General features: G+C 63.2%; 13 protein-coding genes. 3 read left to right on the plus strand and 10 right to left on the minus strand.

Annotation, left to right across the window (positions count from 1 at the left end; genetic code table 11):
* Positions 1-3 precede the first annotated feature (3 nt).
* The 3 genes from ACLGL5_RS34615 (at position 4) to ACLGL5_RS34625 (ending at position 3,271) form a co-directional block, all read left to right on the plus strand.
* Positions 4-1,632 carry a GMC family oxidoreductase gene (locus ACLGL5_RS34615; protein ID WP_069093088.1) on the plus strand — a complete coding sequence of 543 codons (1,629 nt, stop codon included), beginning with the start codon at positions 4-6 and terminating at the stop codon, positions 1,630-1,632.
* A 13-nt stretch (positions 1,633-1,645) separates the two neighbouring features.
* Positions 1,646-1,963 carry a Dabb family protein gene (locus ACLGL5_RS34620; protein ID WP_069093089.1) on the plus strand — a complete coding sequence of 106 codons (318 nt, stop codon included), beginning with the start codon at positions 1,646-1,648 and terminating at the stop codon, positions 1,961-1,963.
* Positions 1,964-2,053: 90 nt separating this feature from the next.
* Positions 2,054-3,271, plus strand: coding sequence for an MFS transporter (locus tag ACLGL5_RS34625; protein WP_069093090.1), 1,218 nt, complete (start codon positions 2,054-2,056; stop codon positions 3,269-3,271).
* A 7-nt stretch (positions 3,272-3,278) separates the two neighbouring features.
* On the opposite strand, the gene ACLGL5_RS34630 is transcribed toward ACLGL5_RS34625, so the two are convergent.
* The 10 genes from ACLGL5_RS34630 to ACLGL5_RS34675 all read right to left on the minus strand — a co-directional run bounded on the left by ACLGL5_RS34630 (position 3,279) and on the right by ACLGL5_RS34675 (position 15,270).
* The gene (locus ACLGL5_RS34630) at positions 3,279-4,124 is read right to left on the minus strand and encodes an EamA family transporter (RefSeq protein ID WP_019861084.1); all 846 of its coding nucleotides are present in this window, start codon (positions 4,122-4,124) and stop codon (positions 3,279-3,281) included.
* A gap of 6 nt (positions 4,125-4,130) precedes the next feature.
* Entirely contained in the window at positions 4,131-5,039 is a 909-nt protein-coding gene (locus tag ACLGL5_RS34635; protein WP_069093091.1) for an endonuclease/exonuclease/phosphatase family protein, read from the minus strand.
* 215 nt (positions 5,040-5,254) lie between these two features.
* Positions 5,255-6,808, minus strand: a complete 1,554-nt coding sequence (locus ACLGL5_RS34640) for a cation:proton antiporter (protein WP_069093092.1) — start codon at positions 6,806-6,808, stop codon at positions 5,255-5,257.
* A 228-nt stretch (positions 6,809-7,036) separates the two neighbouring features.
* Positions 7,037-8,101: an ABC transporter ATP-binding protein gene (locus tag ACLGL5_RS34645; protein ID WP_019861088.1), complete on the minus strand. Its 1,065-nt coding sequence runs from the start codon at positions 8,099-8,101 to the stop codon at positions 7,037-7,039.
* A gap of 15 nt (positions 8,102-8,116) precedes the next feature.
* Positions 8,117-8,908: an ABC transporter permease gene (locus tag ACLGL5_RS34650; RefSeq protein WP_069093093.1), complete on the minus strand. Its 792-nt coding sequence runs from the start codon at positions 8,906-8,908 to the stop codon at positions 8,117-8,119.
* Positions 8,905-9,822 carry an ABC transporter permease gene (locus ACLGL5_RS34655; RefSeq protein WP_019861091.1) on the minus strand — a complete coding sequence of 306 codons (918 nt, stop codon included), beginning with the start codon at positions 9,820-9,822 and terminating at the stop codon, positions 8,905-8,907. The genes ACLGL5_RS34650 and ACLGL5_RS34655 overlap by 4 nt, the downstream gene beginning before the upstream one ends.
* A gap of 64 nt (positions 9,823-9,886) precedes the next feature.
* Entirely contained in the window at positions 9,887-10,993 is a 1,107-nt protein-coding gene (locus ACLGL5_RS34660; protein WP_019861092.1) for an ABC transporter substrate-binding protein, read from the minus strand.
* A gap of 243 nt (positions 10,994-11,236) precedes the next feature.
* Positions 11,237-12,409, minus strand: coding sequence for an iron-containing alcohol dehydrogenase (locus tag ACLGL5_RS34665; protein ID WP_069093094.1), 1,173 nt, complete (start codon positions 12,407-12,409; stop codon positions 11,237-11,239).
* A 17-nt stretch (positions 12,410-12,426) separates the two neighbouring features.
* Positions 12,427-13,815 carry an aldehyde dehydrogenase family protein gene (locus tag ACLGL5_RS34670; RefSeq protein ID WP_069093095.1) on the minus strand — a complete coding sequence of 463 codons (1,389 nt, stop codon included), beginning with the start codon at positions 13,813-13,815 and terminating at the stop codon, positions 12,427-12,429.
* 84 nt (positions 13,816-13,899) lie between these two features.
* Positions 13,900-15,270 carry a glutamine synthetase family protein gene (locus ACLGL5_RS34675; RefSeq protein WP_027047383.1) on the minus strand — a complete coding sequence of 457 codons (1,371 nt, stop codon included), beginning with the start codon at positions 15,268-15,270 and terminating at the stop codon, positions 13,900-13,902.
* Positions 15,271-15,279 lie beyond the last annotated feature (9 nt).

Genomic DNA, 15,279 nt, shown 5'->3' on the forward strand with positions numbered 1-15,279 from the left:
GACATGACCGACTACATCATCGTGGGCGCCGGCCCGGCCGGCTGTGTTCTGGCCAACCGGCTGAGCGAGGATCCCTTGAATTCCGTGCTGCTGCTGGAAGCCGGCGGCAAGGACTGGCATCCCTACATCCATATGCCGGCGGGCTTCGCCAAGATGACCAAGGGCATTGCGTCCTGGGGCTGGTCCACCGTGCCGCAGAAAAACATGAAGGACCGCGTCTTCTGGTACACGCAGGCCAAGGTGGTCGGCGGCGGCTCCTCCATCAACGCCCAGATCTACACGCGCGGCAATGCCCGCGACTACGACGCCTGGGAGAAGGAAGAGGGTCTCGCCGGCTGGGGCTATCGCGACGTGCTGCCCTATTTCAAGCGCGCCGAGAACAACCAGCGTTTCGCCAACGATTTTCACGGCGACCAGGGGCCGCTCGGCGTGTCGAACCCGATCTCGCCGCTACCGATCTGCGAAGCCTATTTCCGTGCCGGCCAGGAGATGGGCATCCCCTTCAACCCGGACTTCAACGGCGCCAACCAGGAAGGCGTCGGCTATTACCAGCTCACCCAGAAGGATGCCCGGCGTTCTTCCGCGTCAGTCGCCTATCTCAAGCCGATCCGCGCCCGCAAGAACCTGATGGTCAGAGCCGATGTGCTGGTGACCCGCATCGTCGTTGAGAAAGGCCGCGCCGTCGGCGTCGAGATTGTCGACAGGCCGGGCGGCGAGAAGAAGATCCTGCGCGCCGGGCGCGAGGTGATCGTCTCGTCCGGCGCCATCGGCTCGCCGAAGCTTTTGATGCAATCGGGCATCGGTCCGGCCGACCACTTGAAATCGGTGGGCGTGACACCCGTGCATGATCTGCCCGGCGTCGGCTCCAACATGCAGGACCATCTCGATTTGTTCGTCATCGCCGAGTGCACAGGCGACCACACCTACGACAATTACGCCAAGCTGCACCGCACGGTCTGGGCCGGCCTGCAATATCTGCTTTTGAAGAAGGGGCCTGTGGCCTCCAGCCTGTTCGAGACCGGCGGCTTCTGGTACGCCGACCCGACCGCCGCCTCGCCGGACATCCAGTTCCATCTCGGCCTGGGCTCAGGCATCGAGGCCGGCGTCGAGAAGCTGAACAATCCGGGCGTCACCTTGAACTCGGCCTTCCTGCGGCCGCGCTCGCGCGGCACGGTGCGGCTGAAGAGCGCCGACCCGGCCGACCACCCGCTGATCGATCCCAACTACTGGTCCGATCCCTACGATCGCGCCATGTCGATCAAGGGGTTGCGGCTGGCGCGCGAAATCATGCGGCAGAAGGCCCTTGCCCCTTACGTGCTGCGCGAAGTGCTGCCCGGCCCGTCGCTGGCGACCGACGACGAACTGTTCGACTACGCCTGCCGCAGCGCAAAGACCGATCACCATCCTGTCGGCACCTGCCGCATGGGCCATGACGAGATGGCCGTCGTGACGCCGGATTTGCGGCTGCGCGGCATTGAGGGCTTGCGCGTCTGCGACGCCTCGGTGATGCCGCGCGTGCCCTCCTCCAACACCAATGCACCGACCATTATGGTTGGTGAAAAGGGTGCCGACCTGATCCTCGGCCGTGAACCGCTGCCGCCGGCGGTGTTTTCCGGAAACCGGGCTGCTTGAGGGGGATGAAAGAATGATCAGGCACTGTGTGTTCGCCCGGTTTCGCGGCGAAGTCCCCGAAAGCGAGCGCGCGGCGATCCATGCCGACCTCGAGGCGCTTCGAAAGGTGATCGACGGCATGGACACCGTCCACTTCAGTGCCAATGTCAGTTCCGAGCCTTTCGCGCGCGGCTTCGGCCATGGCTTCACCATCGATTTCCGCGATGCCGCCGCCCGCGACGCCTATCTCGTCCATGAAGCTCATCAGCGCGCCGGCGCCCGGCTGGTCGCCGCACTCGAGGGCGGCACGGACGGATTGATGGTCTTCGATCTCGATCTTACGAAAAAGTGACCGGGGTTTTTTCGAAAGCCGGCTGATCGCTGTTCTCTTTCACGAGCAGGGCGACATATCGTTCCTTTGGGGGCACCAAAGGAGGACGCCTTGAATCTCACTGCCGGGCAGAAGAAAACCGTTCTGGCCTCATTCCTGGGCTGGACGCTCGACGCTTTTGATTTCTTCCTCCTGACGTTCCTGCTCACCGATATTGCGAGTGAATTCCACACCGATGTCCCGGCGGTATCGAAGGCACTGTTCCTGACCTTGGCGACGCGCTTCATCGGCGCGTTTTTCTTTGGCATGCTCGCCGACAAATATGGGCGCAAGCCCATCCTCATGCTCAACATCGTCAGCTATTCGGTGATCGGCGCGCTCGCCGCCTTCTCGCCCAATCTCGGCATTTTCCTGGCCCTGCGGGCGCTGTTCGGCATCGCCATGGGCGGCGAATGGGGGCTCGGCAGCTCGCTCGCCATGGAATCCATCCCGCCCAGCGCCCGTGGTACGGTTTCGGGCATCCTGCAATGCGGCTATCCGGCCGGCTACCTGCTGGCAGCGGTGGTCTATGGCCTGCTCTATCAGCAGACGATCGGTGGCTACACGGTCGGCTGGCGCGCCATGTTCCTGCTCTCCTTCGTGCCGGCGCTGATCGTGCTCTTCATCCGCTCGCATGTGCCGGAATCGCCGGCCTTCGTCGAGGCACAGAAATCCGTCAAGCCGGGGCTTTTGGAAACGCTGCAGAAGCACTGGGGCGTCGCGCTCTATGCCGTCGTGCTGATGATGTTCTTCAACTTCTTCAGCCATGGCACGCAGGACCTCTACCCGACCTTCCTGAAGAAGCAGCACGGCTTCGATCCGCACACGGTGAGCTGGATCACCATCGTCGCCAATCTCGGCGCCATCGTCGGCGGCCTGGCCTTCGGCGCGCTGTCAGAGAGGATCGGCCGCGTCAACGCCATCACGCTTGCCTGCCTGATCGCCCTGCCGTCGATCCCGCTATGGGCCTACAGCACCACGCCCTTCATGTTGGCCATCGGCGCTTTCGTCATGCAGGTGGCCGTCCAGGGTGCCTGGGGCGTCATCCCGGTTCATCTCAACGAACTGTCGCCGGGTGCGGTCCGCGCGACCTTGCCCGGCTTCATCTATCAGGCCGGCAACCTTGCCGCATCCTATGGCGGACCGTATCAGGCGGGCATAGCGGAGGCGGCCGGAGGCAGCTACGGCTATGCGCTGGCGCTTTTCGCCGGCGTGGTCGCCGTCTGCATCATCGTCGTCATCCGCTTCAGCCCGGAACGACGCGGCCAGGTGATGACAGTCCTGGGTTGAGTGCGGCCTAACCCAGCCGGAGCGCGATAACCCCGGCAACGATGCTGAGCGCGGCAGCGCCGCGCCAGCCCGTCATCTTCTCGCCAAGCGCATAGACCGAGATCAGCATGGCGAACAGGATCGAGGTTTCGCGCAGCGATGCCACCGAGGCGATCGGCGCCTTGGTCATCGCCCACATCACGATCCAGTAGGCCGCGCCGCTGAGCACGCCGGTGAACAGCCCGGCCTTCCAGTCGCGCGCCAGCACGGGCAGTGACTGCGGCCCGCGGAAGATGAGGCACAGCACCAGCGCCCATGTCGCGTCGCAGACGAACAGCCAGGCCGCGTAGCTTTGCGCCGTCGCCGCCAGCCGCGCGCCGCTGCCGTCCGACAGTGTGTAGCTGGCAATGAAGATCGACGTGCCGAGTGCAAAACCGACGGCGCGCAGGTTGAGCTTCTCCAGATGCGCGCCGCCGCGAAACGACATCACCAGCGTGCCGGCCGACAAAAGCAGGATGCCGAGAATGGCAAACGGTGCCGGCACCTCCTGCACCACCACGATGCCACCAAGTGCTGCCAGCAGCGGTGCCGTGCCGCGCGCCAGAGGATAGGTCTGGGCGAAATCGCCGGCCTTGTAGGCGCCGATCAGGAAGGTTCGGTAGCCCATGTGGAAGACCACCGAAGCGAGAATGAATGGCCAGACCTCGGCCTTCGGGAATTCGACGAAAGGGAGCACGAACAGCGCGGCAAACCCCATGCCCAATGTCATCAGCGTGATCGACAGGAAGCGGTCGAGATGCACCTTGACCAGCGCGTTCCAGATCGCGTGCATGGCGGCTGCGGCAAGCACTGCGAAGAAGACGAAAAGCGTCATTCGGGTCTATCGACCTCCCAAGCCGAGCGGCGTTTCGAGATCGATGTCGACTCGGACCGGGAAATGGTCGGACGCCACTTCGCCTATGTCGGATGCGACCGAGCGGACCCGCCCCGCGAACATCCCGCCGACGAAACAGTGGTCGAGCCGGCGCTTTGCCAGCCTGCCGTCGATGATCTTCTCATGCGTGTGGAAGTCATCAGCGGGTTCGATCGCCACGACGGCGGCATCGACGAAGCCGTCGAGATAGGCAGCACCCTTATGATAGGGAGTGCTGCCGACGATGCGGCGGTATTCGGCGCTGCCCGGCTCCATGTTGAAATCGCCCATCCAGATCGCCGCCAGCGGATTTTCCGGCTCGGCTTCGCCGCTGGTCCAGTTGCGCGAAGGCTCGTCATCGATACCGCTCCACGGCCCGCTGTCTGACGGCGTACGGCGGTGCTCGGCCAGCAGATAGTCGATCTGCTCCAGCCGCTCCTCGGCGGCGATATGGGCGAGATGCAAGGACAGTACCCGCACCGGGCCGACCGGCGTACGGATCATGCATTCGAGCGCCGCGTTGCGTGTGTTGAGCGGCCTGAGCGTCCGGTGCATCGGCAGCACATGCAGGCGCGACCAGACGATCGGCAGTTTCGACAGAACCATGGTGCCGAACTGCCGGCGCCGATTGACCAGGCGACCATCCCGTCGCTCGCTGGCGTCCATGTCGAAGGCCGGGCCGTAGACCCAGTGATAGTCCGGCAGCAGGCGCGACAGCAGCTCCGGCTGGTCGTCGAAATGGCTGCGCTGCCAGTGCCGCTCGACCTCCTGCAAGGCAATGATGTCGGCGCCGTCGACGATGCGCGCCGCGCGCGAAAGATCGTAGCGGCCGTCGCTGCCGAACCCGTACTGGATGTTGTAGCTGACCAGCTTCATTGCTTACCCGGCTCACCTTCGGTGATGGCAGTAGCCGCTCAGTGGATTGCTTGCAATGTGCAGGAGAATGCAAGCGGCTTGTGCCAGAAGTGTCCCCCATGCCCGGCCGCGCGATCATGCACCGATTCCGGACCGCTCCGGTATCCTCCGCCCGCCGGAGAACGCCGCGAGGCATCCAACCAACGCAAGCGGTTCAGCTCCGTCGAAGAACCGTCCTAATCGGTGGTCAATGGCTGGAATCGGCCCGCTGGTGATGCCGCCAGTTCCGCCCAGTCGATCTCTTCCTCCAGCCGGTGATAGGCTTCGTCGCCGATCGTGCCGTTGCTGCGCAATTCCTCCAGCGTGTCGCGCTGGCGGTTGATGGCGTAAAGGCGCAGCCGGTCGTATTCGGTTGCCGCCTGTGCGTCTTCCGGGTTTTCCGCGATCACGCGCTGAGCCTCGTACTGCTCGCGCACGACAGCCGCCGCGGCCGATGTCTTGCGGCTCAGCACGTCGAGTGCGGCCTGCATGACGGCAACGCGCGCCTGCGCAACCTCATTGTCGACGGTTCTGTCGGGATCGAAGTTGAGTATCCGCAGCAGAGGCTTCAGCGTCATCCCCTGCAGCACCAGCGTGCCCAGAACCACCGCGAAGGCGGCAAGCACGATCGGGTCGCGTCCGGGAAAGCCGGCCGGCAGGGCAATGGCCACCACCAGCGTCACCAGCCCCCGCATGCCGCACCAGCCGACCAGCACGGCGCCGCCAAATGTCGGCAAATCCCGCTTGCTGTCTTCGCCGCCGAGACGGGCAAACCATCGGATGATCGCAACATAACTCGCCACCCAGACGAGGCGCGCCACGATGACGACAACCAGCACCGTCGCGGCAAACAGAAAGGCTTCGCCTTGCCCCTCGCCGGAGAGCCGGCCGACGATCGACCGTGCCTGCAGGCCCATCAGCACGAAAGCCAGCACGTTGAGAACGAACACCGCCGACTCCCAGACCGAATAGGTGCTGACACGACGTCTCGCCGACATGCGGCGCGGCGCCCTGCGCGCAATCGTGATGGCGTAGACGACGATGGTGATGATGGCGGAAAGACCGAGCTTGTCGGCCAGTATCCACACGCCGAACGTCCCGGCGAACTGCACCACGGTGCTGCTCGCCGCATCCTCGATACGGGTTAGCGTCAGCAGCGAGAGGCGGCCAAGCAGATAACCGGCTATCAGGCTGCCGATCGTCGACAGCAGGATCACCGGAATGGCGTTGCTCAGCATGATGGAGCCGAGTGCCGCCGAAACCGCCAGCCGGTAGATCAAGAGCGCGGTGGCATCGTTGAGCAGGCTTTCGCCTTGCAGGATGGCGGTGATGCGGTGCGGCACCTTGAATTGCCCGAGAACGGCACTCGCCGCCACCGCATCCGGCGGCGCGACGATGGCGCCGAGCGCGATCGCCGCCGCGATCGGCAAGCCGGCCATCTTCCAGCCGACGAAGGCAACCACGACAGTGGTGAAGATGACGGCGCCAAGCGCCAAGAGCAGCAGCGACAGCCGGTAGCGCTTCAGGTCGCGCAGCGACGTGTCATAGGCTGCATCGAGAAGCACCGGCGCGATGAACAGGGCAAGCGCCAGTTCCGGATCGATCTCGATCATCGGTGCGCCAGGCACGAAGGCGATGCCAACCCCGGCCAGTGCCAGCAGCGACGGATAGGGGACCTCCAGCCGCCGCGACAGCGCCGTCAGCGCGACAGCCGTCAAAAGCAGGACAAGGGTGAGTTCAAAAAGAGCCATGGCTCATCGTAGCGGCGAAGAGCGACGGTTGGCAGTACCCCGAGGCAGGATACTGTTGATTGTCGAAGCCTTGGCCTGCCCAGGGATTTAAAAGTGACCAACTGAGGGGCGGTGCCGACGGTTGGTTATGACAGACACCGAACCCACGGCATCGAGGGTTGCGAGCATCGACGATCAAGATGCGTTGTTCGGCGCATCAGAGACCGCCGCGGAATGACGTTCGCTCCGCTAGTGCAAGACCAGCATGTCGCCCGATGAGAACGAAATCTCGGCCTTCTCGCCGACCGCCGGTGGCGGCGTGGCCGAGTTGTTGAATGTGTCGAGCGACACCGTATTGCCGCCGATGCCGACGCGGACCCGGATCACCGAGCCGAGGAAGTGCACTTCGGATATCTCTCCGGTCAGGCTGGAGTCACGGCCGGGCTGGCGGCCGAGCGAAATCGCCTCGGGCCGCAGCGCCAGCGATAGCGTGTCGCCGGACTTCGAGCCGTTGAGCTTGCCCTTGAGCGAGACTTCCTGCGTGTTGACCTGAACCGTGCCGGCCGCGGCATCGGTGACCTTGCCTTCGAGCACGTTGAGCGTGCCGACGAAATTGGCGACGAATTTGGTCGCCGGCCGGTTGTAGATCTCGAACGGCGTGGCGACCTGCTCGGCCTTGCCGCCATACATTACGGCGATGCGGTCGGAGATCGACAGCGCCTCTTCCTGGTCATGCGTGACGAAGATGGTGGTGATGCCGAGCTTCTTCTGGATCGAACGGATTTCCTCGCGCAGCGACACGCGCACCTTGGCATCCAGCGCCGACAGCGGCTCGTCGAGCAAAAGCAGCTTCGGCTTCGGCGCGATCGCACGCGCCAGCGCGATGCGCTGCTGCTGGCCGCCCGAGAGCTGGTAGGGATAGCGGTCGGCCATCTGCGGCAGCTTGATCATGTCGAGCATCTCGGCGACGCGCTTGTCGGCATCGGCCTTGTTCATGCCGGCAACCTTCAGCCCGAAGGCGATGTTCTGCGCCACGGTCAGGTTGGGAAACAGCGCGTAGGCCTGGAAGACCATGCCGACATTGCGCTGGTTGGGCTTCAGCCGCGTAATGTCCTTGCCGGCGACGACGATCTTGCCGGCCGACGGATCCTCGAAGCCGGCAACCATGCGCAGGACGGTGGTCTTGCCGCAACCGGACGGTCCGAGGAACGAGACGAACTCGCCCGGCTCGACATCGAGGCTGAAGTCCTGGACCACGGTGTTGGAACCGTAGGACTTTCGCACGTGCTGGATGGACAGGAATGGCTCGGCCATGGCTTTTCTCTCAGGTCAATTCGGGCGGTTCGACGACTTCGGCGCGAACCGGGACAGTATCTGGATGAGCGACATACAGCCCCAGGTAATGGCGAAGGCGATGATGGCAAGGGCTGCCGGTTCATAGGCGCGGTTCGCGCCGATGTTCTGCAGGTACGGCCCAAAGGCCGGGCGGTTCAGCAGGCTGGCCATGGTGAACTCGCCGATGACGATGGCAAAGGTCAGGAAGGCACCCGACAGCACGGCGATCAGCACATTGGGCAGGATGACGCGGCCGATGATCGTGCCCCAGCCGGCGCCCAGGATCTGCGCTGCTTCCGTCAAGGTCCGCACGTCGATGGTGCGCAGCCCGGTATCGACGGCACGATACATGTAAGGCAGTGCCAGCGTTGCATAGCCGATCACCAGCAAGGCATTGGCGCCCATGTTGCTGCCAAGGAACGGCAGCGGCGAATTCGAGCCGTACATCCTGATATAGCCGAAAACGATGACGATGGCCGGAATGACCAGCGGCAAGAGCGTGATGAATTCGACGATCGGCCTGAGCTGCGGCAGACGCAGCCGGATCCAGTAGGCCGCCGGCACGACGACCAGCACACCAAGGATGATGGTGAAGATCGCGGCGACCACCGAATACAGGAAGGTCGACTGGAAGCGCGCGTCGCCCAGCACGATCTGATAGGCATCGAAGGAATGGACGCCGCGGCGCATGCGCAGCGAGAATTCGACCGTCGCCGCCAGCGGGATGAAGAAATACGCCGCACCCACGATGAAGACGACCCAGGCCCAGAATTTTCCCGACTTCATTTCAGCCACCTTTCGGAGCGAGTCCGGAACCAGATGTAGAAGACATTGGCCAGGCCGGTGATGACGATCATGCCGAAGGCGATGGCGTAGCCGAGCTGCGGATTGTGCAACACGTCGCCATTGATCTGCGAGTAGAGCTTGATGGGGACGATGTTGAGCGCCGGGCCGGCAAACGCGTAGGCCGTGGCAATGGCGCCAAAGGCATTGGCGAAGAGAAGAATGACGGTGCCGAGGAAGCTCGGCCATATCACCGGGATGACCACCATGCGCCAATACTGCGCCTGCGTGGCGCCGAGCGTGGCCGCCGCCTCGCCCCATTCCTTCTTCAACCCGTCGATGGCCGGCACGATGATGACCACCATCAGCGGGATCTGGAAGAACAGGTAGACCGCGATCAGGCCCGATGTGGTGAGGAAATTGAAGCCCATTGCGTAGATGTTGATGTTGAGGACATCACGCAGAAGCGTCGTGACGATGCCGACGCGGCCGAGCGTGGCCAGGAAGGCGAAGGCCAGCGGCAGGCCGGCGAAATTCGAGGCGACTCCGGAGAAAGTCAGGGTCGCGGAGCGCGTCCAGCTTGGCAGTCCGCCGCGCACGATGGCGATGGCTATTGCCAGCCCGGCAAACGCGCCGATGATGGCCGACCAGAAACTGATCTTGATCGAAACCCAGTAGGAACTGCTGATCGACGGATCGCTGACCAGCTGCAGAATGTTGTCGAACGTAAGCTGACCATCACTGTTCTGGAAAGCCCCGATCACGAGATAGATCGTGGGCAGGATCAGGAACATCAGCGCGAAGATGAAGAAGGGCGCCACGCCGATCCATTGCGTCGGCAGGCGAAATGCGGTCGCCTCGTTGGGCGGCGCGGGCTTGGAGGCAATCGTTCGATTTGAAAGCGTAAGATCGGTCATGCGCCGGCTACCGTCTTCGAGGAAAGGCCGGGCGGCCTTGCGACCGCCCGGTGGATTTCAAGTGCTACTTGACGTTGGCGCCGACAACGGCGTCCCAGTTCTTGCTGATGGCTTCCTTGGCCTTGCCCTGCTCGTCGAGCGTCGGGAACGCGGCGGCGGCATAGGATTCCGCCGGCGGCAGCTTGGCCAGCACATCCGCCGGGATCTTGCCGTTCTTGGCGAGATCGTTGAAGCGGATCGGGTGGCAATAGCCCTTCAGCCAGCCGATCTGGCCTTCGTCGGAATAGAGGTATTCCATCCACAGCTTGGCAGCGTTCGGGTGCGGCGCGAAGGCGCTGATCGCCTGCACGTAGACACCGGCGACGACGCCCGTCTTCGGCACGATGACGTCGACGGGCGGGTTGCCCTTCAGCGTGTCGCGGCCAGCAAGCGCGTTATAGTCCCAGTTGATCAGGATCGGCGTCTGGCCCTGGGCGAGTGTTGCCGGCTTGCCGACGACCGGGACGAAGTTACCGGCGGCGTTGAGCTTCTTGAAGAAGTCGAGGCCAGCCTTGCCGGCGGCTTCACCGGCAGCGGCGCCCGTCGACAGGCCGGAGGCGTACACCGCCTGGATGGCCTGGTTCGAAGCACGCGGATCACCGGCGACGGCTACGGCGTTGGCGAATTCCGGCTTCAGGAGATCGGCCCAGTCCTTCGGCGATTCCTTGATCAGGTCCTTGTTCACCATGAACGACAGAACGCCGTAATAGTCGCCGTACCAGGCGCCATCGGCATCCTTGGCGCTGTCTGGGATCGAGTCCCAGGTCGACACCTTGTAAGGCATCAGCAGGCCGTCGGCCTTGGCGGTCGGGCCGAAGGACAGGCCGACGTCGATGACGTCGGGAGCCTGCGGGCCCTTGTTGTCCTTGTTGGCCTTGATCGCCTCGACCTCGTCGCCGGAGCCGGCATCGGGGTTGAGCTCGTTGATGGTGATTTCCGGATACTTCGCCTTGAAGCCGGCGATGACGTCGCCGTAACCGCACCAGTCATGCGGCAGCGCGATGGTGGTGAGCTGGCCTTCAGCCTTCGCGGCCTTGACGAGATCGTCCAGCGAAGCCGCGGACGAAATCACCGACGACACCATAAGGGTCGCGGCCGAGAGGGAAAGCACCTTCCCCGTGAATTTGAACATGTGTTCTCTCCGTTGAACTGACGCCGTTGGACGCCTGCGATGCGGTATCGTTTTCATGTGACAGCCAGATGAAAGCTTTATGAAACCATCGGCCGGCAGCAGAAAAAGTTAACTCTTTTTAACGGGCTGTAGCAATTAGCCATCACTTATTTTTCCGGCTAATCACTTTCCGCCTTGCATTTCATCCTTTCCCCCTTGGTTAACCCTGAATTTCCAGATCAATTTTCGGCAATGACGATGCCGTCAGATCGTGCCGGCGATAGCGTTTTCCAGCAGCGTCAGCGCTGCCTTCTTGGTCAGCTTGACCGGGTTGCCGCCAGCCGTCGGATCGACCACCGCCATGTCGGCGATCAGCGCCTTGCGCTTCTTGTCCATGTCGAGCCCCTTGATCAGGCCCGGCAGCGCGTGCGGCACCTTCAACTCCTTGCGCAGCTTGATGATCGCCTTGGCGAACCCATCGAAGCCGCCCTTGATGCCGCAATAGGCGGCGAGCCGGGCGATACGCTCCTCGATGGAGTCACGGTTGAAGGAGAGCACATAGGGCATGAACACCGCATTGGTCATGCCGTGATGGGTATCGTAGAGCGCGCCGATCGGGTGCGACAGCGAGTGGATGGCACCCAGCCCCTTCTGGAAAGCGGCGGCGCCCATGGCGGCGGCACTCATCATATGGGCGCGCGCGACCAGGTCCTTGCCGTTGGCATAGGCCTTCGGCAGGTTCTCGAACACCAGCCGGATGCCCTCCACCGCGATGCCGTCAGCCATCGGATGGTAACCCGGCGCGCAATAGGCCTCGAGGCAGTGGGCAAGCGCATCCATGCCGGTGCCGGCGGTGATGAAGGCGGGCATGCCGACCGACAGTTCCGGATCGGCGATGACGATCGCCGGCAGGAGCTTCGGATGGAAGATGACCTTCTTGGTGTGCGTCTCCTCATTGGTGATGACGCCGGCGCGGCCGACTTCGGAGCCGGTGCCGGCCGTGGTCGGCACGGCGATGATCGGCGCGATCGCATCCGAATTGGCGCGCGTCCACCAGTCGCCGACATCCTCGAAATCCCACACCGGCCGCGTCTGGCCGGCCTGGAAGGCGATCAGCTTGCCGAGATCGAGCGCCGAGCCGCCGCCGAAGGCGATGACGCCGTCATGCTTGCCCTTCTTGTACACGGCGATGCCGGCGGTGAGGTTGGAATCGACCGGGTTGGGCTTCACCTCGGAAAACACGCCGTAAGGCACCTTGGCATCGTCGAGGATTTTCAGCGTCGAAGCGACGACCGGCAGTTTCGCCAGGCCCGGATCGGTGACGAAGAGCGGCCGCTTGATACCGGTGGCCGCGAGCACCTCTGGCAGTTCCTGAATGCGCCCGGCGCCGAAGCGGACGGTGGTGGGGTAGTTCCATTTGGAGATGAGCTTGGACATTTTTGTCTTTCGATAAATCAGATGGCTTCGCGCAGGTGGAAGGATTTCGGCCGGGTCAGATTGTCATAGCCGATGGCCGACAGTCCCGCGCCCTTGCCGGTGTCCTTGACGCCGGTCCAGACCAGCGCCGGATCGAGATAGTCGCAGCGGTTCATGAACACCGTGCCGGTTTCGACGCGGTTGCCGATCGCCACCGCGTGTTCGGTATCGCGGGTCCAGATCGAGGCGGTCAACCCATAGGCGCTGTCGTTCATCAGCGCGATCGCCTCCTCGTCATTGCGCACCTTCATGATGCCGACGATCGGGCCAAAGCTTTCCTCGCGCATGACGCTCATCTGGTGGTCGACTTCGGTCAGCACTTCCGGCGCGAGATAGGGCGAACCGGCCTTGTCGTCAGCCACCTTCATGTTGATGTGCGCCTTGGCGCCCTTGCGCAGCGCTTCGGCCTTTTGCTCGCGGATCAGGTCGGCAAAGCGCGCCTGCGCCATCGGCCCCATCGTCGTTGCCTGTTCCAGCGGATTACCGACGACATAGTTCTTCGTCTCGGCGATGAAGCCTTCGACGAATTCGTCATAGACCTTCTCGTGCACATAGACGCGTTCGATGCCGCAACAGCACTGGCCGGAATTGTAGAAGGCACCGTCGACCAGATTGGCAACCGCATGGTCCATCTTGGCGTCGGGCAGCACATAGGCCGGGTCCTTGCCGCCAAGCTCGAGGCCGAGCGTCATGAAAGTGCCTGCCGCCGCCTTTTCGATGGCGCGGCCCCCGCCGACCGAACCGGTAAAGTTCACATGGTCGATCTTGCCGGAACCGAGCAGCTTTTCGGTCTGCGCATGGTTGAGCACGACATTCTGGAACACGCCCTTTGGCAGGCCCGCTTTGTCGAAGGCCTGTTGAAAACGCTCGCCGGCGAGCAGCGTCTGCGCCGCGTGCTTGAGGATGACTGCGTTGCCGGCCATCAGCGCCGGCACGATGGTGTTGACGGCGGTCAGGTAAGGATAATTCCACGGCGCGATCACCATGACGACGCCGAGCGGATCCTTCTTCACATAGCGGCGAAACCCATCCTTCGGGTTTGAGGCCGGCACGGATTTCAGCGCCTGTTCGGCGATCTCGACCATGTAATTGGTACGTTCCTTGACGCCGCCGAACTCGCCGCCATAGCGCACCGGCCGCCCCATCTGCCAGGCGATCTCCGGCACGATCTCGTCGGTCATCGCCACCAGCGCTTCGAGCATCGCCAGCATGTACTTGCCGCGCTCGACGATCGGTACCTGCGCCCACTTCTCCTGCGCCGCCTTGGCGCGCTCGACCGCGGCATTGACCGCCTGGTCCGTTGCCACGGGCCGCTCGGCGTAGATCGAGCCATCGATGGGGGATTTCAACTTGACCGTTTCGGTCATTCCTTCAGTCCTCGCACTTCATGAAATCTTGGTTTTGACGCCGCCCGCCATCCTGCGATGGCCAGGGGGCGGCGCCGACACTGCTTAGTACCGCTCAAACCCCCTGTGCAGTTCCCAATCCGTAATGCGGCGGTCGTATTCGAACTGCTCCCATTTGGCGGTGTGGACATAATGCTCGAGCACGTCCTCGCCGAGCGCCTGTTTCAGCATCTTCGACTTGGCCAGCGTCTCGGTGGCGTCGCGCAGCGTCTTCGGAATCTCAGGCAGACGAGACGCCTGGTAGGCATCGCCGACGAACGGCTTTTGCAGTTCGAGCTTCTCGTCGATGCCTGCGAGCCCGGCGGCGATCAGCGCCGCGAAGGCGAGATAGGGGTTGAGGTCGGCGCCGCCGATGCGGCATTCCATGCGGATGCCCTTGGTGCCCTCGCCGCAGAGGCGGAAGCCGGCGGTGCGGTTGTCCTCGCTCCACATGATCTTGGTCGGCGCGAAGGTGCCGGCCTGGAAGCGCTTGTAGGAATTGATGTAGGGCGCCAGGAACCAGGTGAACTCCTTGGCGTATTTCAACTGCCCCGCCGCCCATTGCTGGCCGAGCGTCGACAGCGTCCAGTCCGCCTTCTTGTCGAAGAACAATGGCGTCTTGCCGTCGGCGCTCCACAGCGAATTGTGGATGTGGCTGGAGTTGCCGGCGAGCCCGTAATTGTATTTGGACATGAAGGAGATCGCCTTGCCTTCGGACTCGGCGATTTCCTTGGCGCCGTTCTTCAGGATGACGTGGCGGTCGGCCATGTCGAGCGCCTCGGCATAGCGCACATTGATCTCTTCCTGGCCCGGGCCCCATTCGCCCTTGGAATTCTCGATCGGGATGCCGGCGGCTTCCATCTCGTTGCGAAGCCGGCGCATGACGCCTTCTTCCTTGGTAGTGATGCCGATCTGATAGTCGCCGATATAGGGCGAGGCGGTATCTAGGCCCTGCCAGTGCTTCTTGCGGGCGGAATCATAGGTCTCGTTGAACAGGTAGAATTCGAGTTCGGAAGCGAAATAGCCGATATAGCCGCGCTCGGAGAGCCGCTTGACCTGCTTCTTCAGGATGGCGCGCGGCGAATGCGGCAGGTCGTCATGGGTGTGGTGATCGAGCACGTCGCAGATCACGAGCGCTGTCTTCTCCAGCCACGGAATGCGCCGCAGCGTCGCCAGGTCCGGCTTCATGACGAAGTCGCCATAGCCCTTCGACCAGCTTGCCGCCTTGTAGCCGGGCACCGGTTCCATATCGATGTCGGCGGCCAGAAGATAGTTGCAGCCATGCGTTTCGTCATGCGCGGAATCGACGAAGTACTGCGCCAGGAACCGCTTTCCCGCCAGCCGCCCCTGCATGTCGACGATGCAGGCCAGCACCGTGTCGATCTCACCGCTGGAGACCGCCTTCTTCAACTGATCGAACGAGAAATTTCCGGCCATTCCTGTGGC

This window comes from Mesorhizobium sp. U510 (assembly GCF_059180695.1).